Raw genomic sequence first — 20,782 nt, 5'->3', positions numbered from 1 at the left:
AAAGGAGCCGATCTGGCTCCTTTCTTTATCAAAAAATTAAAGGGGCTCCGAAAATGTTTTATATCCAGCGCGACAGTGATGGCCACCTGATGAAGGTTGAAAAGAGTCCTTTTCCTGAAATGAATGGCGAGTTACCCGATGATTCGCGCGAGGCACAGGCCTGGTTCCGCAGCCATCAAGCGGCGATGTCCAGCTTGCAGCAACTGCGGCAAAGCGATCTGGAAATGGTGCGCGTGTTGGAAGATTTAATTCAGGTTTTGATCCAGAAAGGCGTGGTCAGTATTACCGATTTCCCTCAGGCAGCGCAGTTGAAGTTGATCAACCGCGCGCAGGCGCGTGAAGCGCTGAATGGCGGACTGAACAAGCTGATTGGCGATGATGAAGAAACGATGTTTTAAAGAGATAATATTTTAAGTCGACGAGGTTTTAACGCCGTTCCCAGCTTCTCTCCGTAATGGGAGAAGCCGGGGTAGCGAACTGCCAAAATGGCGTCAGGCCTTGAGCGCTGGCATCGGTTCACCCAGTAGTCGTCCCATCGCTCCCTGTAATCCCATTTCCTGAAGCACTTTGAGCTCACCTGCGGTTTCAACGCGTTCGGCGATAAGCGGTAGGGCAATACTGTTGGTTGCACGGTACAGCGCTTCGATAAACATTTGCTTATCGCTTTCCTGATCGATGTTGCGGATGTAGCTGCCATCGACTTTCAGGTAAGCCAGTCCCCATTGAGACAAGTTGCCGATCATATTAAAGCGCCCACCAAAATGTTGTAGCCCCAGCGCACAGCCGTGCTCATTCAGCAGCTTGATTAAGGCTTCCAGTTGGGCGCTGTCTGGCAATTGGTTCTCATCCAGCTCCAGAATCAGTCGTCTGGCGATGTCTGGCTGATGCTTTAGCGGAGCAAGCAGATCGGCGAGTAGATGAAGATTCAATACGGTGGTACCAGACAGACTGAGTGCGAGATTGCCGTCGTGCTGGCGGAGGTAGTCCAGCACTTCGTGCAGCATGGCCTGATCCAGACGCGTATCCCAGCCAAAGCGTTGAATCCACGGCAAGAAACGACCTGCTGCGATGCTGTTTCCTTGCTCATCCTGAATGCGGGCCAGTACTTTGTGATGTAATACTTGGTTAGGATCGTCACATGCGACAACGGGTTGCAGGAAAAGCTGCAAACGCTCCTGTTCAAGGATCGGATCGAGCAGGTTAAACCACATATGACGATCGGTTTCGACCTGTTCGGCACTGGCGGACGGAATGTCGTGAGTGGCGGTAGTATCGGTATCGCTTTCGGCTCGTGTGAGCGCCTGATCGCCCTGAATAAACAGAGATTGTGCGGTGTCACCGGGGCGGAAGGGCACCATACCGAATTGGGCGACAGGGGAGACATCGGTTTCGCCTGTCAGATGCAGAGTTTCGATGTTGCGTGTCAATTCGCCAATCAGCGCATAGGCCTCTTTGTCGACTAAACCGGGGCAGAACAGCGCAAACTCACCACCGCGGATGCGTGCCAAGAGACTCTCCGTATTCGTGTGCTGTTTTTGCGTTTTACGCAGAATATGCCCGACAGAGGCTAATAGTGCATCGGTACGCTGGCCACCCAACCGCTGGTTCATACCCGCCAGATCTTGCATGCGAATCATAATAAGAAAGCCGGGGGCAGTCTCTTCATCGGCTAGTTTGTCGTTGAATTGCATATCAAATGCACGACGGTTATTCAGTCCGGTTTGTGGATCTTGATAGGCGTCCTGACGTAAGCGCTCGCTTCGCTCTGCTTCTTCTTCAAACAGCGTTTTGAGCTTGCTGACCATCAGGTTCATCGCCTGCGCGACGCGGCGGAATTCGGGCGTATTGGGCAGGTTCGGCTGGCTGAGGAATTCACGGCGGGTGATCGCCAGCGACTGGTCGACGATATAATCGAGTGGGCGTAGCTGGCGGCGCAGGAACAGCGCACCGAGGAACACGCCCAGCGTGCCACAGCCGAGCAGCCACAGGAAGGTGGCCGTGCTGCTGCGCCACAAACGGGTGACTGCGAACATCGGATGGCTGACCACTTCCACTTTTGCTGCCTGTTCCCAACCTCGCATTACGATGGCTTCGCCCGCGCCGGGTTGCAGGTTCACTACTCGGACAAACCAGATCGGGACATCAGGGATATCCGGCGAGGCGGTGCGTTCCAGCGTGACGCTGCCAGTTTTTAAATCTCGCACGCGAATGCTGGAAAAATAGCCGCTGTCGAAAATCGAGCTGACCATCAGCTCCACCATCGCCGGGTCATCAATATTCGGCGTCAGGGAAAGCCCGAGCGCCGTCGCGGCATCCTGCGCATGAGAGTGAAGCTGGTTATTGTATTGTTCGCGCGAATTTTCCAGACTGACGAAAAAGCTCCCGCTGAAAATGATTAGCACAAACAGGCAGATGGCTATCAGTAGTTGTTTGTATAGAGACATAGCCTACCTTTACTCCTCAATTGAAAACCCTTCGGCACGCATTTTGGTTAATACATCCTGCCAGCGTGAAAGTCGTTTACTGTCACCGACGCGTTTGTTGCTGCCGCTTGCACCCGGCAGCCAGAGACCTTCGCCATTAAAGGCGTACACCGGAACTAAATCGTTGCGCTCTGTCGCAGGTTGAATCTTATCGGTCAGATTGTCCAACACCAGTGGAATCGAGGTTGGCGTGGGATAATAGGTTACGACCATGTGCGCTTTATTCAGACGCAGGGCTTTAACATAGGTAATGCGTAATTTGTCCGCTGATACGCCTAAATGACGCAGCGTAAAATACTTGGCAAGCGCATAATCCTCGCAGTCTCCGGCGCCTTTACGCAGCGCTTCAATCGGTGTTGCCCAGTAATCTTCCTGATTCCAGACGACAATATCATCGCGAAACAGCATACGGTCGTTGAAAAACTGGTTCACGCTGCTGAGCAGCGCCTTTTCATCTTTATTGCGGGAATTGACCAACAGCGTTTGCCATTCCTCAATCCGACGGCGAGCATCGGGCGTTGCCGGGCCATAAAGCGGCTCGGTTCGCTGATTAATGGTAATAAAATCCCAGTCTGCACGTAGAGAACCCGCCAGCAGAAACAGCAGACAGCTAATAAAGAAGGCCTTGTAACTGGAGATCCTGAACCCGGAGAGTCGCACTGAGGTTTCTCTGTTTGCCTTGCGAGATGAATGTGGAGAGTGAATTCGATGCTACGATGCAGAATAGCTTACTTTTTCAGGGCTCCAAAGCGATTATAGTGGTGAAAATCGTTGTTTGTCATACGAGTGTGGAAATCGTTGAAAGAACGCTGGCATAAGGCATGAGGTAGCAAAATGAGTTCAGGCAGGGTGGATAGAGAGCGTCTTAATTTAGGGAAATTGGTTTCTGAAACCCGAAATCCAGCAACCATGTCGCTGGATCAGTTCTCTACGCTGGAGATGATGTACGCCTTTAATCAGGAAGATCGGAAAGTGCCTGAAGCGATTGCGCAGGTTTTACCCGCGATCGCTGAAGCTGTCGATTTGGCTACGGCATCGTTACAGGCGGGAGGGCGGCTGATCTATCTGGGAGCGGGGACCAGTGGTCGTTTGGGCGTGTTGGATGCATCGGAATGCCCACCGACGTTTGGTGTGCCGCACGGGCTGGTTATCGGTCTGATTGCTGGCGGACCGGGGGCATTGCTTAAGGCGGTAGAAGGTGCGGAAGACGATCCAGCATTGGGTGAGGCTGATTTAAAAGCGCTGAATTTAACCGACGCTGATATGGTGATCGGCCTTGCAGCATCGGGCAGGACACCGTATGTGATGGGTGCATTGTGCTATGCGCGTCATGTCGGTTGCCGGACGGCGGCCATCTCTTGTAACCCAGACTCCCCGATCGCACAGGACGCGCAGGTAGCGATATCTCCCGTGGTCGGCCCAGAAGCGTTAACGGGCTCAACACGGCTGAAGTCAGGAACCGCGCAAAAATTAGTCCTGAATATGATTTCTACTGGCGTAATGGTTAAGCTGGGGAAGGTGTATCAGAATTTGATGGTCGATGTGAAGGCAACCAATGTGAAGCTGTTGGATCGGGCTTGCCGTATTGTGGTGGAAGCGACGGGGGCAGAACAGGATACGGCGCGGCAGGCGCTGGTACAGGCAGATAATAACGTTAAGCCTGCGATTCTGATGCTTCTGGCTAATATTGACGTAGAGACGGCGCGTGAACGCCTGAAGCAGCACAACGGTTATCTGCGTGAGGCGCTGATTAGCGGATAAGACTATCTTGGTATAAGTCGGGGGATATGTTTTGAGTGATAAGCGAGAGCAACGTATTGTTTTTTTTGATCTGGATGGCACGTTGCATCAGCAGGATATGTTTGGCAGTTTTTTACGTTTCTTGCTTCGTCGATTGCCGTTAAATCTCATTCTGGTTATTCCGCTATTACCGATTATCGGGCTTGGATTATTGATTCGGGGTCGCGCGGCGCGCTGGCCGATGAGTGGGTTGCTGTGGGCGATTACGTTTGGGCGTGACGAAGATGACCTTGTCCTGCTTGAAAAGCAGTTCGTCGGTGCGTTTCGTCGCGATGTCATCCCGTTTCCGCAGGTTCAACAGCGGTTGAAAAGCTATCTTGAAGACAGTGATGCACAGGTTTGGCTGGTGACGGGATCGCCACAGCGACTGGTGGAGCAGGTCTATCACGATTCCCCTTTTCTATCTGGCGTGCGCCTGATGGGGAGTCAGATTACCCGTCGCTACGGTGGCTGGGTACTCACGCTGCGCTGTCTCGGGCATGAAAAAGTCACGCAGATGGAACAGCGTTTAGGCGCACCGCTCAAGCTCTACAGCGGTTATAGCGATAGCAAGCAGGACAACCCATTGCTCTATTTTTGCGAGCATCGCTGGCGGGTGACGCCCGAAGGGAGTCTGCAACAACTGGAGTAACGTCTTCAATACGCCAGCCATATAGGTATAATGCGCCGCCAAAATAGGAATGATAAGAGCCTAATGGGATAGGTTCTAAGTGAGGAAACGTGGTTAGCCCGCGTAATGATGAATATTGGATGCGCTATGCATTGACGCTGGCTCAGCGTGCTCAAGATGAAGGTGAAGTCCCGGTTGGTGCGGTGCTGGTGTTGGATAATGAAGCGATTGGCGAAGGGTGGAATCGGCCGATAGGGCATCACGATCCGACTGCGCACGCTGAAATTATGGCACTGCGGCAGGGGGGCGTCGTGTTGCAGAACTACCGCCTGCTGGAGACCACGCTGTATGTCACGTTGGAGCCGTGCATCATGTGTGCGGGCGCGATGATACATGGCCGCATTGGTCGTCTGGTTTATGGCGCATCAGATGAGAAAACGGGGGCGGCGGGATCGCTGTTGGACATTCTGCGCCACCCCGGCATGAATCATCAGATTGTTGTTGAATCGGGTGTGCTGGCCGATGAATGCTCTGCAATGCTCAGCGCATTTTTTCGTCTACGTCGTGAACAGCATAAAGCCCGCCGTGCGGCAGTCAAAAACGCCGCGCAGAGATAGCGCAACGCCGATCTTTTAGAACCGAGATACACGGAGCGACCACGGGGCGAGGTGTCCCTACCTCATCCCCGCGTTTCTCCTAAAATGAGGCTGACGTGACCAGCACGGGGGCTGGAGTCGCAGCGTTTTTTTCTTTATGTAGTCTTATTCCTGTACCTTGTTCAGAGGGACGGCCGGATAGCCTTGCGCAATCTGGGTTTGTTGCTGAGCCTTGGCTTCTTTTTCTATCAGATAACCTTCCAGACTCACCATATAGCGCCGAATATTTTCCACATAGTTATAGGCTTCTTGCCCGCGTGCGTAGCCGTAGGTGGTTTGCGTGTAATAGCGCTTCTGACTTAGCATTGGCAGGCGCATTTTTACGTCTACCCAACTGTCAGGATTGCCTTTTTGTTTCTCGGTCAATTTACGTGCATCAAGCAGATGGGCGTACCCCATATTGTAGGATGCCAGCGCAAACCAGATTTTTTCATCTTCGGGAATGGTGTCTGGCATTTTCTGCATCATATTTGACATATATTGTGCGCCGCCGCGAATACTCTGCTCTGGGTCGACGCGATCGGTCACGTTCAGGCTTTCTGCTGTGTTACGCGTTAGCATCATCAACCCGCGCACGCCGGTAGGGGAGGTTGCCAGCGGGTTCCAGTGTGACTCCTGATAGGAGATGGCGGCTAGCAACTTCCAGTCGATATCGGTGGCGTGTTTTTCAAACAGCGGGCGCAGATCCGGCAACGTTTCATCAATGGCGCTCAGAAACGTGGTGGTATCGACATAATCAAATTCACCAACGTGACCAAGATATTTTTCTTCCAGACGCGCGAGCGTGCCATCTTCGACAATCTTGCTGAAAAAATCCAACAGGGCAGCAGACAGACTGTCATCGTGCGATCGACGCATATACCAGGTGACCGGCTCTTCGTCGCTAAGATCGAAGGCAACGGCGAGCTGCGGATGGATACGCTGCATCAGGCCGATGGTCACTGAGTCGCCTAGTGCATAGTCCAGTTTGCCGTCAGCAACCTGTTTCAGTAATTCCTGTGTGCTCTGATCGGAGGCGGATTCCCAGCTCAACTGTGGGTACTTCTCTGCTTTTAAATCGCGCAGGGTCGCCGCATGGGCGGAGCCTGATGTGACAACGAGACGGCCTTGCAGTTTATCCAGCGTTTTTGGGCGAGGTGAACCGAGGCGGTAGACCATCTGCTGTGAGATGGAGTAGTAGGTCGGGCCAGCACGGAAACGCTCCAGACGCTCATGATTGTAAATCAACCCGGCAGCCAGCAGATCTGCATCGTCACCGTCCAGATCGTCGAACAGTTCGTCAAGATTCTTGCGTGGCGAAACCACCAGCTTGACGCCGAGGTAATCGGCAAACCGTTTTGCCAGTTCATAGTCCAGACCTGTCGGGGAACCGTTGCTCATAGCATAAGTCAGCGGTGAGTTAACGGTACTGATACGTAACTCGCCGCGTGAGAGGATCTGCCTGAGCTGTACATCCTGACTGCTGCGCCAGGGAATGCTAGGCCATAGCGCTAACGCCAGTAGTAACGTGATAATCCCGATGAAAAAATAATTTAATTTTAACGGCTTCAAATAGTTATCTCTCGGCGGCCGGATGGCCAGGCTGTCTGTAACGGCAGTTTTTTTATACGTCATTTCCCAGAGTGGGGGCATTTTGCTTAACAAACCGCCAGTGTGCAACTTTTATTGATTTGGTCACCGATTAATCATTCGACGGATGTGAAGTGAAATTATCGCCACGCAAACGGTTTCGTCCGAGGGAAGGATTCTCTATAATGTGCGCGTTTCCCCCCTGTTGTGCCCAGTGGCTGTATCGCAGCCAGTGCATCGAAGACGAGAGAACTTTAGATTATGGAAATACTGCGTGGTTCACCTGCTTTATCGGCTTTTCGTATTAATAAATTGCTGGTCCGCTGCAAAGAGCACATTTTGCCGGTTAGCGATATCTATGCTGAATACGTACATTTCGCCGATGTCAGCGCCCCGCTGAACAACGATGAACAGGCCAAACTGACACGTTTGCTGAAGTATGGTCCTTCTCTCGCGGAGCACGAGCCGCAAGGTCGTCTGTTACTGGTCACACCGCGTCCTGGCACCATTTCACCGTGGTCTTCCAAAGCCACGGACATTGCCCATAACTGTGGATTAAGCAAAGTACTGCGCCTGGAGCGCGGTCTGGCTTTCTATATTCATGCGCCGACGCTGAGTGATGAACAGTGGCAGCAACTGGGGGCATTGCTGCATGACCGGATGATGGAAAGCGTGTTTAGCGACCTGAAACAGGCTGAAGCGCTGTTCTCTCATCATCAACCCGCCCCTTTCAAGCGTATCGAAATTCTGCTGCAAGGGCGTCAGGCGTTGGAGGAGGCGAATGTCCGTCTGGGGCTGGCATTGGCAGAAGATGAAATTGATTATCTGCTGGACGCCTTCACCCATCTTGGCCGCAACCCGACCGATATTGAACTGTACATGTTCGCACAGGCGAACTCTGAGCACTGCCGCCACAAGATTTTTAACGCAGATTGGGTAATCGACGGCGTCACTCAGCCGAAATCACTGTTCAAAATGATCAAAAACACCTTTGAACACACGCCCGATCACGTTCTCTCTGCCTATAAAGACAACGCCGCTGTAATGGAGGGTTCCGCCGTTGGCCGTTTCTACACCGATGCCAACGGGCAATATGCTTACCATCAGGAAGACGCACATATCCTGATGAAGGTGGAAACGCATAACCACCCAACCGCGATTTCTCCGTGGCCGGGCGCGGCGACTGGCTCTGGCGGCGAAATCCGTGATGAAGGCGCAACGGGTCGTGGCTCTAAGCCGAAAGCCGGCTTGGTTGGCTTCTCGGTATCGAACCTGCGTATTCCTGGCTTTATCCAACCGTGGGAAGAAGAAGAATTTGGCAAGCCAGAACGCATTGTCAGCGCGCTGGATATCATGACCGAAGGCCCATTAGGCGGCGCGGCATTTAACAACGAATTCGGCCGTCCTGCACTGACCGGCTATTTCCGTACCTATGAAGAACGTGTTGATAGCCACAATGGCACAGAGCCGCGCGGCTACCATAAACCGATCATGCTGGCGGGCGGCATTGGTAACATTCGCGCCGATCACGTCCAAAAAGGCGAAATTAGTGTTGGCGCTAAACTGATTGTACTGGGTGGGCCGTCGATGAATATCGGTCTGGGCGGTGGTGCAGCGTCTTCCATGGCATCGGGTCAGTCTGATGCGGATCTGGATTTTGCTTCTGTTCAGCGCGATAACCCAGAAATGGAGCGTCGCTGTCAGGAAGTGATCGACCGCTGCTGGCAATTGGGTGAAGCCAACCCGATCCTATTCATTCACGATGTTGGCGCGGGCGGCTTGTCTAACGCAATGCCTGAACTGGTGAGCGACGGTGGTCGCGGTGGTCGCTTTGAACTGCGTGATATTTTGAACGATGAGCCAGGCATGAGCCCGCTAGAAGTCTGGTGTAACGAGTCGCAGGAACGCTACGTTCTGGCGGTTGCGCCAGAGCAACTGGCACAGTTTGATGACATTTGCCGCCGTGAGCGCGCGCCTTATGCGGTGATTGGTGAAGCGACGGAAGAACTGCATCTGACGATGAACGATCGTCACTTCAACAACCAACCTATCGACTTACCGCTGGATGTGCTGCTGGGCAAAACGCCGAAGATGCTGCGTGATGTAGAACGCAAACAGGTAGAAGGCACACCGTTACAGCGTGACGAAATTTATCTGGCCGAAGCGGTCGAGCGCGTGCTGCACTTACCGGTCGTCGCGGAAAAAACCTTCCTGATCACCATTGGCGACCGCTCTGTTACCGGTATGGTGGCACGCGATCAGATGGTTGGGCCGTGGCAGGTGCCAGTGGCTGACTGTGCGGTGACTACCGCTAGCCTTGATAGCTATTACGGCGAGGCGATGTCTATCGGCGAACGTGCGCCTGTCGCGCTGCGCAACTTTGCGGCCTCCGCGCGTTTAGCCGTCGGTGAGGCGCTGACGAACATTGCTGCTACGCATATCGGTCCGCTGACTCGCGTGAAGCTGTCTGCAAACTGGATGGCGGCAGCAGGGCATCCAGGTGAAGACGCTGGCCTGTACGATGCGGTAAAAGCCGTGGGCGAAGAACTGTGTCCGGCGCTGGGTCTGACGATCCCAGTGGGTAAAGACTCCATGTCGATGAAAACTCGCTGGCAGGAAGACGGTGAAGATCGCGCGGTCACCTCGCCGATGTCGCTGGTGATCTCTGCATTTGCCCGCGTGGAAGACGTGCGTAACACGGTAACGCCACAGCTGCGTACCGGACAGGATAATGCGCTGCTGCTGATCGATCTGGGTGCTGGTAATAAAGCACTGGGCGCGACAGCGCTGGCGCAGGTTTATCGTCAACTGGGTCGCAAGACCGCCGATGTTCATAGCCCAGAGCAATTGGCTGGCTTCTTTAACGCCATACAGCAACTGGTCGCGGACAAAGCGCTTCTGGCCTACCACGACCGTTCTGACGGCGGCCTGCTGGTTACGCTGGCAGAGATGGCGTTTGCTGGCCATTGCGGTGTGACTGTTGATATCGCGTCTCAGGGTGAAGATACGCTGGCGACGCTGTTTAACGAAGAATTGGGTGCCGTGATCCAGATTCCTGCCGCGCGTCGTGCCGAAGTCAACGCCGTTCTGGCGCTGCACGGTTTGGCTGATTGCGTGCATTATCTTGGTTATGCCGAAGAAGGAACGCGTTTCACCATCAATCAGGGGGCTGAAGCGGTCTATCAGGAAAGCCGTTCGACGCTGCGCCGCTGGTGGGCTGAAACCAGCTGGCAGATGCAGCGCCTGCGTGATAACCCGCAGTGTGCCGATCAGGAACACATCGCCAGACAGGATGATAACGACCCTGGCCTGAATGTATCGCTGACCTTCAACCCGCAGGAAGATATCGCCGCACCTTATATTGCTAAGCATGTTCGGCCTAAAGTGGCAGTCCTGCGTGAGCAGGGGGTGAATTCCCACGTAGAAATGGCGGCGGCGTTCCACCGTGCTGGCTTTGATGCCATCGATATCCATATGAGTGACCTGCTGGCGAATCGCCGTAACTTGAAGGATTTCCAAGCGCTGGTGGCGTGTGGCGGCTTCTCTTATGGTGACGTGCTGGGCGCGGGTGAAGGCTGGGCTAAATCTATTCTTTTCAACTCTCGCGTGCGTGATGAATTCGCTGAATTCTTCTTGCGTCCGCAGACGCTGGCGCTGGGCGTATGTAACGGCTGCCAGATGATGTCTAACCTGCGTGAATTAATTCCAGGTGCCGATCTCTGGCCGCGCTTTGTTCGTAATAAATCCGATCGCTTTGAAGCCCGTTTCAGTCTGGTCGAAGTGGAGAAAAGCCCGTCGCTATTTATGAATGACATGGCGGGATCGCACCTGCCAATTGCTGTTTCACACGGTGAAGGGCAGGTTGAAGTCCGCGACGATGCACATTTAGCGGCGATTGAAGAACACGGTCTGGTCGCACTGCGTTATATCAACCACTACGGGCAGGTAACCGAGAACTATCCAGCTAACCCGAATGGGTCGCCGAACGGTATTACGGCGGTCACCAGCACCAGCGGTCGGGCAACGGTCATGATGCCACATCCTGAACGCGTGTTCCGTACCGTTAGCAACTCTTGGCATCCGGAAGAATGGGGCGAGGATGGCCCGTGGATGCGTATGTTCCGCAACGCACGTAGACAGTTAGGCTAAGCTAAGGTCAGTCAGAGAAAGGGGCTTCGGCCCCTTTTTTACCTCTGTTGTCTCGGTTTGTCGTTTTTTTGCGACGGATTGATTTTTTGCTGTCTCTAATTGGTGACATTTAACTGATTGATTTATATTGGTTCTATGGCAGCGTGATAAAGCTGTCTGCTTTTAGCGACATAAATCGTCTCTTTTACGCATATTTTCGCGCTTTTAATTTCAGATAATCTGTTTTTCGATAAAGTTAATGATAAAAATTATTATTAATCATGTGGTTATGTTTTGTTTTTTTAGGTTGGCATGATATGTGCATTTTAATCAATGTTGCTCATTCAACTGGTTATGATTGCGTTGCTAACTGGCAAACATTTTCGCTCATAACATCTGGAATGATGCCAAAAGAAAGGGTGCCTATCGTCCACCAGACCGATAACCGTACGTGAAAACAAACGTTATCAAGCATCGGACGACACGTTGAGTGAGGCACCGCCTATTCAGTTACGCGGCCAGAGGGAGCGATTCTTCTGGCCGCGTGACGTTTCATACCCGCCACCTCCCCCAAAGAATCTCCCCTGGTTGCTTTTTACAGCGTTACGTTTTACGACGTTACATGGGTATTCATGCCGTATTGCGAAGCGTTGCGCATGCCGTAAGGGAAAACGTTGAACTTTTATCAGACTCAGTTAGCATCAGATCGGATTCGATAGGTAACGAGATGATTTCTTTGAAACGATGGCGTTTATTCCCGCGTTCCCTGCGGCAATTAGTGATTATGGCGTTCTTGCTGGTTTTGCTGCCGCTATTGGTCCTGGCCTATCAGGCTTATCAAAGCCTGAACATGCTGAGCGAACAGGCTGCGGAGATTAACCGAACGACGCTGGCGGATGCCCGCCGCAGTGAAGCGATGACCAGCGTCGCGCTGGCGATGGAGCGTAGCTACCGGCAATACTGCGTATTAGACGATCAGACGCTGGCGACGCTCTACCAGAACCAGCGTAAACAGTATTCGCAAATGCTTGACTCCCATGCACGGGTGCTTCCCGATCCCCGTTATTACCAGACGTTACGTCAACTCCTGACTCAGCTCGGCGACATTCGCTGTCATAACAGTGGCCCGGAACAAACGGCGTCCAGCCTGCTGGAAGGGTTCTCTCGCGCTAACGGACAGATGGTGCAGGTGACGCGTGACGTCGTTTTCTCTCGCGGGCAACAGCTTCAACAGGCTATTTCCGAACGCGGCCAGTTCTTTGGTTGGCAGGCGTTGCTCTTGTTTCTGGTCAGCGTACTGCTGGTCGCTCTCTTTACGCGGATGATTATTGGCCCAGTTAATGGCGTAGAGCGGATGATTAACCGCCTTGGTGAAGGCCGTTCGCTGGGGAACACCAGCACGTTCAAAGGCCCGCGTGAGATTCGGACGCTGGCGCAGCGCATTATCTGGCTGAGTGAGCGTCTGTCCTGGCTGGAGTCACAACGACATGAGTTCTTACGTCACATTTCCCATGAGCTCAAGACGCCGCTGGCCAGCCTGCGAGAAGGCACCGAACTGCTGGCCGATGAAGTCGTTGGCCCACTGACTGCCGACCAGAAGGAGGTGGTCGCTATTCTCGATAGCAGCAGTCGCCACCTGTTACAGTTGATCGACCAACTGCTGGACTATAACCGCAAACTGGCAGATACACCGACCGAGTTGGAGCGGGTTGAACTCGAAGAGATCGTCGATATTGTTGTGTCATCGCACAGTCTCCCCGCTCGCGCCAAGTTGATTCATACCGATGTAGCGCTGGCCGTTGGGCACTGCTGGGCGGAGACGACGCTGTTGATGCGAGTGATTGATAATCTCTATTCCAATGCGGTGCACTACGGTAAGGAATCCGGTAACATTTGGATTTATAGCCGTCAGGTTGGCAATCGCGTTCAGATTGATGTTGCCAACAGTGGTACGCCCATTCCTGATGCCGAGCGGAGCATGATTTTTGAGCCCTTTTATCAGGGAAGCCATCAGCGTCGTGGCGCGGTAAAGGGCAGCGGGCTTGGTCTGAGTATTGCGCGCGATTGCATCCGTCGTATGCGTGGTGAGCTTAGTTTAATTACCGTGGACTATGCTGACGTGTGTTTCCGCATCGAACTGCCCTTATTGTCCGATAACGAATAGTCCGATAATGAATAAAGTCCGAGAATGAATAGATAATGAATGCAGGGTTTATGAAGGGATGGTTGGTGAAGAGACGATTCTCCTGTCTGTTGAAGGCGGTGCTACTGTCGTCGTCGCTTGTTTTGGCGGCGTGCAATAGTTATGTGAACAGCGGTACTACATTGCTGGAAACAGAAGGTACACCGCCGAAAGAGCAGGTTGCCGATTTCCGTATCGCGCAATGTGAGCATTTGTGGCAGATAGACGATCGCGAGTCCATGAACAACGCGCTTTATTGGTTGCGGGCGATGGATTGTGCAGGACGTCTGACGCAGTTTCAGGCTCGTGAAGAAGCTGAGCAAGTCGCGGGCGATAGCTGGGAAAATGCGTTTAAGCAGGGTATTTTACTGGATAATGCCGGTATTACTCAGGTTGAACGCCGTCAGGTGCTGGAACAAATCAATTTATATCGTCTGGCTTTCCCTGCGGCGCTGCGTCCGCTGATGCAAACCTGGCGTGATAGGCAAACGCTATTTCTGGCGCTATCGGATGAACGCCTACGCTATAAACGTTTACAGGAATCCAGCGACAAGCAGCTAGACACCCTACGCGTGCAGCAAAATCACCTGCAATACCAGTTAGAGACAACCACGCAGAAACTGGAAAACCTGACGGATATTGAGCGTCAACTATCATCCCGTAAGCAGTTGTCAGGGGAAATGCCGGATAACGATGCCGATCACCGTGGTAGTGCGGGGGCAAATAGAGATAGTCCACGCAATTCGGCCACGAAACCCAGAAATGAGCCCGTTGATGCGGATGACACCTATACGCCGCCAATTGAATCACATACGGACAAATCGACGACGAAGGAATCAACAAGACAATGACAGCCCGAAAAACGGCGAGTTTGTTGCTCGTGGATGATGACCCCAGCCTGCTGAAGCTGTTGGGAATGCGCCTGACCAGCGAAGGGTTTAGCGTGATGACGGCGGAGAGCGGCCAGGAGGCGCTGCGGCTGTTAACGCGCGAGACGTTCGATCTGGTGATCAGCGACCTTCGTATGGATGAAATGGATGGCATGGCGCTGTTTTCCGAAATCCAGCGCTATCAGCCGGGGATGCCGGTGATTATTTTAACCGCTCACGGTTCCATTCCCGATGCGGTAGCGGCGACGCAACAGGGCGTATTTAGCTTTCTGACGAAGCCCGTCGACCGTGATGCGCTCTACAAAGCGATAGACGAAGCGCTGGCATTGTCCGCTCCGGCGGGCGATGAAAGCTGGCGTGAAACCATCGTGACGCGCAGTCTTATTATGTTACGTCTACTGGAACAGGCCAGAATGGTCGCGCAGTCGGATGTTAGCGTGCTGATTAACGGTCAGAGCGGAACCGGGAAGGAGGTGCTGGCTCAGGCGATTCATGCGGCAAGCCCGCGTGCGAAGAAAGCATTTATCGCGATTAACTGCGGCGCGTTGCCGGAACCGCTGCTGGAGTCGGAGTTGTTTGGCCATGCGAAAGGGGCCTTTACGGGGGCGGTTAGCAGCCGTGAAGGGCTTTTTCAGGCGGCAGAAGGCGGTACGCTGTTTTTAGATGAAATTGGCGATATGCCGCTGTCTTTACAGGTTAAGCTGCTACGTGTTTTACAGGAACGAAAAGTCCGCCCGCTGGGGAGTAATCGCGATCTGGACATCGACGTGAGGATTATTTCCGCCACGCACCGTGATTTGCCGAAGGCGATGGAAAAAAACGAATTCCGTGAAGATCTGTATTATCGGCTCAACGTGGTGAATATGAAGCTGCCAGCGCTGCATGAGCGTGCTGAGGATATTCCGCTGTTGGCAAACCATCTGTTGCGTGAATCCGCCAATCGTCACAAGCCTTTTGTGCGCACCTTTTCAACGGATGCGATGAAGCGCTTGATGACGGCAAGTTGGCCGGGTAACGTGCGTCAGTTGGTGAATGTCATCGAACAGTGTGTGGCGTTAACCAGCGCGCCGGTAATCAGCGATGCCCTGGTTGAACAGGCACTGGAAGGTGAAAATACCGCGCTGCCGACGTTTGTTGAAGCGCGCCATCAGTTTGAACTTAACTATTTGCGAAAACTACTACAGATCGCAAAAGGTAACGTGACGCAGGCTGCGCGAATGGCCGGGCGTAATCGAACGGAATTTTATAAACTGTTGGGTCGGCACGAACTAGATGCCAACGATTTTAAAGATTAGCGCTGAGAGCGCAGGTAGGACGCCTGTAATGCAGTGTGGTGTGGATAAATGCCCACAATTCACCAGTAGCTTGAAGTATGAAGATATAGATTGTCCGCCTGAGTTCTGACATGCTGTTTATTTGCTGATGCTCGGCTTTGGCCGCAACATAGATAACACAAAGGTTCCTCCATGAAGAAGATTGATGCGATTATTAAGCCGTTCAAACTGGACGATGTACGTGAAGCGTTAGCTGAAGTGGGCATCACAGGGATGACGGTGACAGAAGTTAAAGGCTTTGGTCGCCAGAAAGGCCACACCGAACTGTATCGCGGCGCAGAATACATGGTCGATTTTCTGCCGAAAGTAAAAATCGAAATTGTTGTGTCGGATGATATTGTTGATACCTGTGTTGAAACCATCACACAGACCGCGCAGACGGGTAAAATTGGCGACGGTAAAATCTTTGTGTTTGATGTGGCGCGCGTTGTTCGTATTCGTACCGGTGAAGAGGACGAGGAAGCGATTTAATCGTTTCGCTTCACCCTGCCAACTCCGTTTATGCTCTACATAATTCTCGTTTCATGCAGCCAACGCACATGCAACTTGAAGTAGGACGAGTATAGAAGCCAGCCTGATAAAGGCTGGCTTCGTCATATTTACTTCCCTTTAGGTGCAGTAGGAACCCAGCCCGCTAATACTTTATCAGCGGTGTATTCTGCCGCTTCCGCCTCGCTCAACTGACGGCGCTGATCGTTTTTCTCTGCCCCTGAACCGCTGGATTTATACTCGAAAAAGCGCGAGTCCTGCGGGTGGAACCAGATTTTTTCACCTTGTTTATCTTTGCCTGACATTTTGTCCCAGCCATAGATGTGGTCGTCCATGCTGGTGTTCAGGAAAACGGTCTGGCCGATGGCGTTAGGATCGGCATAACGACCATCTTCAAAGGTGGTTGTTGGGTGCCATGGACGACCCAGACCATAGCTTTTGGCGGGCACATCTTTCTCTTTAATCACCCGACTATTAATAATGACCAAACCATATTTTTGCTTAATGTCAGTGCTGGGGGCGGTGAGGTAGCCAAGTGGTTGATCTTTCACGTCGGTACGATTACGGGCGACGATGTCACAATCGTCAAACAGCGCAGTGCCGTTGCCAAAGATAAAATCAACGGTGCCGCTGATACGGCATTTTGAGAAGAAGCTGCGACCACCTTTCACATATAGCGTGTCCTGATAGCCAGTCAGACTGACATCATGGAACCACGCCCGATCGCTGTTTTCGGCAACTAATAGTGCTACGGCCTGCGAATCTTTTAATTTGGTCGCGTCATCATTGGCTTTGGCCTGATTGGCAGGGTAATCGAAATCGTTGCTGATGGTCAGTGAACGGGCGCTGAAATCGGGGGCATCAACTTTTACCGTGTTGCTGCCATAGGTTCCCCATTTACTGCCATCGGGTTTGAGCATCCCCGCCGCGGTGGTTGCGGTGATCACGGTGCCGTCACGGCTTTCGCCCTGTAGATGGATATTGGGGCGCGTAATGGTGAGGCGTTCGTGGTATACGCCATTTTTCACATAGATAACAAACGGGGAACTGTCTGCCGGGGCGCTGGCAATCGCTTCAGTAATGGATTTGTAGGCCTTGGCGTCCGTTGCATTGGCGGAAACCAGCGCATTATAGTCGGCAACCTGTGCTAACGCCCAGGGTGAGGAAATTAACATGGCCAAGGTCAGCGTTTTGCAGAGGTGTGAGGCGTTTATCATGTCCAGAGTCCTGTAATCGGTAAGGGAAAGAGGAAGGTCTATAACGCGCGGCTAAATAACGCCGCGCGCGGTTCTGTCTTATCGTTTTGTCTGACTGATAACTACTTATGCTTGCTGACGGTTTTCTCCGCCAGAGCTGCTAAAGCCGGTTCCTGTCGAATGGCGTTAGCGACAATCCCTGCCACGGCAATAGCGCCTTTTTGCTGGAAATGGGTGGTGTCTGGTTTGCTCAAGCTACCTGCCTGATCGCGATAGTAAGGATATTTTTTGGGGTCGATCACCAGCCAGTATTGTTTCCAATGGTTGCTGTTGCCCTGATTTGCCAATGCAATGGTGGCGGGCTCAACATCCAGCAAAATGACCTTGTTATCCTCTGCGGTGTCCTTGATGGTCTGGCTGTAATCGCCGACGAAGGCATAGCCGTTGTCCGCATTTTGTTTGGTGAAGTGGCTATGTACGGCAGGTGTGCCGTTTTTCCCCTCAGCCGTTTTCACTCGAGTGGTCGGGGTTAGCAGAACCGGCGTGAGTTTGTGTTGACGAGCGAAAGTGATGTAGCGTTCCAGTGATGTCTGGAATGACATATCGGCTTTCCCCTGCGGTGCCTGTTTTTTCCCAGCAGCATCATTCGGATAAGTACACAGATTCGCAACATCAGCAGGGCCGCGTATTTCTTTTGCACCGTTGCAATTTTGATCGTTGTGTCCCATTTGTATAAATAGAAAGTCACCTTCCTTCATCAATGGCTGCATCTGGCGGAACCAGCCCTCGTAAAAATAGTCGCGTGAGCTGCGTCCTGCACGCGTACCATTGACGACTTTCACGCTGCTGTTTTTACTGAACTGTTGTTCAAAAACCTGGCCCCATCCCATACGTGGGAAGCGTATTTTTTCATAAGTGGCTGCGGTTGAATCGCCAACGAGGAAAATACGGGTTTGTGCTTTCTGGATGTCATCCAGGCTTTGGCGGGCAGAGCGATAATCTAACGGTTCATAGTCGCCTTTATCATTCAGGCCGACAATCGGGTGAAATGCGCTGTCGGTCAGCACGGTATGGCCGGAGTAGCCCGTATTGTTGTGATAATTGCGGTTATGGTTAATGACGTTGACGATTTTGGTGACGGCGTCCTGCTGGCCTGCGGGATAGGTTAGGGGATCGAAACGCGCGGGGGCGCTGATACCAACCTGTTTTAGCGCACCATTAAAACCAGCATGAAAATCGGTGTAGGCGGTTTTCCATGCCGCGGCATCCAGCGTTGGTGAGGCCGTGTCGTCGGTGAGCTGCTGTGGGCCGATGTAACCCGCTGCTACCGCGATATCTGAGGTAATGCGGTCGGTCAGTGGGTTGATATTGGCGATATTTTCTTTACCGTCATGCAGTGAAGGTGCGACGGCAGACAGGCAGATTGCACGGGAAATATTATTTAGCAGGCAGTTATTACCACCGGATTCAATGGCTAAAACTCGTAACGGGGGCGTGAGACCTGAAACATCAAGGTGATATGTCCCTTGCTCATCGGTCTGCGTTTGCCGCTTCTGGCCCTGTTGGTCTCTGATAATGATGGTGGCGGGGAGATGAATATCCCGTGCAGTGACACTACCGGATAACCCCGTTTTTTCACCTAGCGTTGAACCTGACAGCAATTTAGCGCTCTCTGGTGCGGCGGTCTGGTGTGCAGCGGCGGGAGCTTTAGCGTGTACGAATGTGAAAGGGGCGGAAAGTATCAACGCTAAAGCCATACTTTCTGAAAAACGTTTTGCCATGGTCAAACATATCCCTTGTTGGTTAATCGAAAACGGTTAATGAACCCAAGTGTTATCAAAGAAAGAACGTTGTTTTTTAGCGTTCTTGTCACGGCCTTTAGAGAGAACATCGGCGCTTTTATTGTGCACCCAAGCTGATTCAAGGGCGATGCCTAAACGCAGGTTCTTTTGATGAAATAATCATTCATTAAAAATGAAATGTTATTTTAATAATGTCTGTTTTTTTGTGACCCACCTCTTTTTTAGCGGAGTACCCGTGTATCGGCATATAAAATTGTGATCGCTAAAGTGTTTCTGGGACGGCGGTGTTTTGGTAGACGAAAAAAAGGCCGCAAAAAGCGACCTTTGGGTTTGATCCGTTATCAATGAGGGTTAGACAACTTTATGCGGACCAAAACATTCATAATGCAGTTGCTCAGCCGGGGTGCCGATTGCCAGCAACTGCTGTGCGATGAACTGCATGAAAACTACAGGACCGCACAGGTAATAGTGCATATCTGGTGTGGTCAATTCCTCTTTTAGCAAAGCCAACTGCATCAGCCCGTTGTGATGATAATCTTCGCCTGGGCGATCGGTCTGCTGTGGCACCCGATACCAGATGTGGTGCTGAAACTGCGGCAGCGCTTGCCCCGTCTGTTCTATCTCATCAGCAAACGCATGCGTTGCGCCGTTTTCTGCCGCGTGCAGCCATAATACTTTAGCCTGGTGGCCTTGCTGTTTTAGCGTATGTAGCATGCCCAGCATCGGTGTTTGCCCTACGCCACCTGAAATCAGAGCAACCGGTGTGGTAGTGGGAATATCAAGGAAGAAGTCGCCATGCGGAGCGGCCAGATGGATGATATCGCCTTCACGAGCGGTATCATGCAGATAGCCGGAAACAGCGCCTTGTGATTCACGTTTAACTGCAATCCGATAAGACTTTCCATTCGGTGCATGGGTCAGAGAATATTGGCGAATTTCCTGATTGGCAAAACTGTCATGCTTGATGTAAACCGCCAGATATTGGCCCGGCTGAAAATCAGCAATAGGCTGGTCGTCGGTGGGTTCCAGTGTGAAGCTGGTAATCACTGAACTTTGCGGCTGCTTTTTCACAATACGGAAAGGTCGCACACCGCTCCAGCCGCCGTTTTTTGCTGCGGTGCTGCGGTAGATATCGCCTTCGCATTGGATGAAGACACTAGCCAGTACGCCATAGGCTTTACCCCAGGCATCCAGCACGTCCTTACCGGGGCTAAACAATTCATCCAGCGTTGCCAATAAGTGATTACCCACAATCTGATACTGATCGGCCTGAATGTTAAAACTGGCATGCTTCTGGGCGATGCGCTCAACCGCAGGCAGCAGCGCGGCCAGGTTTTCAATATTCGTTGCATAAGCACAAATCGCGTTGAACAGCGCCTCCCGCTGATCGCCATTGCGTTGGTTGCTCATGTTGAAAATATCTTTAAGCTCTGGATTATGCGTAAACATGCGATCGTAAAAATGCGCGGTCAGTTTTGGGCCGGTTTCCGCCAGCAGAGGAATGGTCGATTTAACGATGGCGATAGTCTGGTTATCCAGCATGGTGACTCCTTATTTATTGGTTTTAATTTATAAGTTGTATTTTTAATGCATCTTATTGGGTTTGTCTGTCGCTGTAAATTACCTTTTTGGAGGTAGGGGTT

At 52.2% G+C, this 20,782-nt stretch carries 15 protein-coding genes; 9 read left to right on the top strand and 6 right to left on the bottom strand.

Features of this window, described 5'->3' with window-relative positions; genetic code table 11:
- Positions 1-53 precede the first annotated feature (53 nt).
- Entirely contained in the window at positions 54-398 is a 345-nt protein-coding gene (locus tag AACH44_RS14550) for a hypothetical protein (RefSeq protein WP_010301178.1), read from the top strand.
- Positions 399-491: 93 nt separating this feature from the next.
- On the opposite strand, the gene lapD is transcribed toward AACH44_RS14550, so the two are convergent.
- Both lapD and lapG read right to left on the bottom strand, forming a co-directional pair.
- Positions 492-2,444, bottom strand: a complete 1,953-nt coding sequence (gene lapD, locus AACH44_RS14545; RefSeq protein WP_261847713.1) for a cyclic di-GMP receptor LapD — start codon at positions 2,442-2,444, stop codon at positions 492-494.
- A 9-nt stretch (positions 2,445-2,453) separates the two neighbouring features.
- Positions 2,454-3,143: a cysteine protease LapG gene (gene lapG, locus AACH44_RS14540; RefSeq protein ID WP_261847712.1), complete on the bottom strand. Its 690-nt coding sequence runs from the start codon at positions 3,141-3,143 to the stop codon at positions 2,454-2,456.
- Positions 3,144-3,317: 174 nt separating this feature from the next.
- On the opposite strand from lapG, the gene murQ reads away from it, so the two are divergent.
- The 3 genes from murQ (at position 3,318) to tadA (ending at position 5,510) form a co-directional block, all read left to right on the top strand.
- Positions 3,318-4,244: an N-acetylmuramic acid 6-phosphate etherase gene (murQ, locus tag AACH44_RS14535; protein WP_261847711.1), complete on the top strand. Its 927-nt coding sequence runs from the start codon at positions 3,318-3,320 to the stop codon at positions 4,242-4,244.
- Between the two features lie 31 nt (positions 4,245-4,275).
- Positions 4,276-4,914, top strand: coding sequence for a phosphatidylglycerophosphatase C (gene yfhb / locus AACH44_RS14530; protein WP_261847710.1), 639 nt, complete (start codon positions 4,276-4,278; stop codon positions 4,912-4,914).
- A 119-nt stretch (positions 4,915-5,033) separates the two neighbouring features.
- On the top strand, positions 5,034-5,510 hold the full coding sequence (gene tadA, locus AACH44_RS14525; RefSeq protein WP_338659617.1) for a tRNA adenosine(34) deaminase TadA: 477 nt from the start codon (positions 5,034-5,036) through the stop codon (positions 5,508-5,510).
- A gap of 144 nt (positions 5,511-5,654) precedes the next feature.
- Here the strand turns inward: tadA and mltF are convergent, their stop codons facing one another.
- Positions 5,655-7,163, bottom strand: a complete 1,509-nt coding sequence (mltF, locus tag AACH44_RS14520; RefSeq protein ID WP_261847708.1) for a membrane-bound lytic murein transglycosylase MltF — start codon at positions 7,161-7,163, stop codon at positions 5,655-5,657.
- A gap of 216 nt (positions 7,164-7,379) precedes the next feature.
- Here mltF and purL point away from each other — a divergent pair, with 216 nt between their 5' ends.
- From purL to glnB, 5 genes are all read left to right on the top strand, one after another.
- Positions 7,380-11,267, top strand: coding sequence for a phosphoribosylformylglycinamidine synthase (gene purL / locus AACH44_RS14515; RefSeq protein WP_261847707.1), 3,888 nt, complete (start codon positions 7,380-7,382; stop codon positions 11,265-11,267).
- Positions 11,268-11,973: 706 nt separating this feature from the next.
- On the top strand, positions 11,974-13,410 hold the full coding sequence (locus AACH44_RS14510; RefSeq protein WP_261847706.1) for a sensor histidine kinase: 1,437 nt from the start codon (positions 11,974-11,976) through the stop codon (positions 13,408-13,410).
- A gap of 35 nt (positions 13,411-13,445) precedes the next feature.
- Entirely contained in the window at positions 13,446-14,279 is an 834-nt protein-coding gene (gene qseG, locus AACH44_RS14505) for a two-component system QseEF-associated lipoprotein QseG (RefSeq protein WP_261847705.1), read from the top strand.
- A complete protein-coding gene (glrR, locus tag AACH44_RS14500; RefSeq protein ID WP_261847704.1) occupies positions 14,276-15,613 on the top strand; it encodes a two-component system response regulator GlrR in 1,338 nt (445 codons plus the stop codon). Before qseG ends, glrR begins: the two co-directional genes overlap by 4 nt.
- A 171-nt stretch (positions 15,614-15,784) precedes the next feature.
- Positions 15,785-16,123, top strand: a complete 339-nt coding sequence (glnB, locus tag AACH44_RS14495) for a nitrogen regulatory protein P-II (RefSeq protein ID WP_005970202.1) — start codon at positions 15,785-15,787, stop codon at positions 16,121-16,123.
- A gap of 128 nt (positions 16,124-16,251) precedes the next feature.
- Here glnB and pemA read toward each other — a convergent pair whose 3' ends face one another.
- The 3 genes from pemA to hmpA form a co-directional block, all read right to left on the bottom strand.
- Positions 16,252-17,358 (bottom strand): pectinesterase PemA, encoded by a 1,107-nt coding sequence (gene pemA / locus AACH44_RS14490; RefSeq protein WP_425606586.1) that lies wholly within the window; start codon positions 17,356-17,358, stop codon positions 16,252-16,254.
- A gap of 101 nt (positions 17,359-17,459) precedes the next feature.
- Entirely contained in the window at positions 17,460-19,118 is a 1,659-nt protein-coding gene (gene paeY / locus AACH44_RS14485) for a pectin acetylesterase PaeY (RefSeq protein WP_261847703.1), read from the bottom strand.
- Positions 19,119-19,490: 372 nt separating this feature from the next.
- Complete coding sequence (gene hmpA, locus AACH44_RS14480) at positions 19,491-20,681, bottom strand: NO-inducible flavohemoprotein (protein ID WP_261847702.1); 1,191 nt, start codon at positions 20,679-20,681, stop codon at positions 19,491-19,493.
- Between the last annotated feature and the right edge of the window lie 101 nt (positions 20,682-20,782).

Source organism: Pectobacterium araliae, assembly GCF_037076465.1.
In the GTDB taxonomy this organism is placed as follows: Bacteria; Pseudomonadota; Gammaproteobacteria; order Enterobacterales; family Enterobacteriaceae; genus Pectobacterium; species Pectobacterium araliae.
Note: the sequence above shows the minus strand (reverse complement) of the source record. Positions and strands in the feature narration are given on the sequence as shown.

Coding starts and splice junctions, on each gene's coding strand:
- murQ (WP_261847711.1), top strand. CDS start 3,318: ATGAGTTCAGGCAGGGTGGATAGAGAGCGTCTTAATTTAGGGAAATTG.
- purL (WP_261847707.1), top strand. CDS start 7,380: ATGGAAATACTGCGTGGTTCACCTGCTTTATCGGCTTTTCGTATTAAT.
- AACH44_RS14510 (WP_261847706.1), top strand. CDS start 11,974: ATGATTTCTTTGAAACGATGGCGTTTATTCCCGCGTTCCCTGCGGCAA.
- tadA (WP_338659617.1), top strand. CDS start 5,034: ATGCGCTATGCATTGACGCTGGCTCAGCGTGCTCAAGATGAAGGTGAA.
- AACH44_RS14550 (WP_010301178.1), top strand. CDS start 54: ATGTTTTATATCCAGCGCGACAGTGATGGCCACCTGATGAAGGTTGAA.
- paeY (WP_261847703.1), bottom strand. CDS start 19,118: ATGGCAAAACGTTTTTCAGAAAGTATGGCTTTAGCGTTGATACTTTCC.
- pemA (WP_425606586.1), bottom strand. CDS start 17,358: ATGATAAACGCCTCACACCTCTGCAAAACGCTGACCTTGGCCATGTTA.
- glrR (WP_261847704.1), top strand. CDS start 14,276: ATGACAGCCCGAAAAACGGCGAGTTTGTTGCTCGTGGATGATGACCCC.
- glnB (WP_005970202.1), top strand. CDS start 15,785: ATGAAGAAGATTGATGCGATTATTAAGCCGTTCAAACTGGACGATGTA.
- hmpA (WP_261847702.1), bottom strand. CDS start 20,681: ATGCTGGATAACCAGACTATCGCCATCGTTAAATCGACCATTCCTCTG.
- qseG (WP_261847705.1), top strand. CDS start 13,446: ATGAATGCAGGGTTTATGAAGGGATGGTTGGTGAAGAGACGATTCTCC.
- mltF (WP_261847708.1), bottom strand. CDS start 7,163: ATGACGTATAAAAAAACTGCCGTTACAGACAGCCTGGCCATCCGGCCG.
- lapD (WP_261847713.1), bottom strand. CDS start 2,444: ATGTCTCTATACAAACAACTACTGATAGCCATCTGCCTGTTTGTGCTA.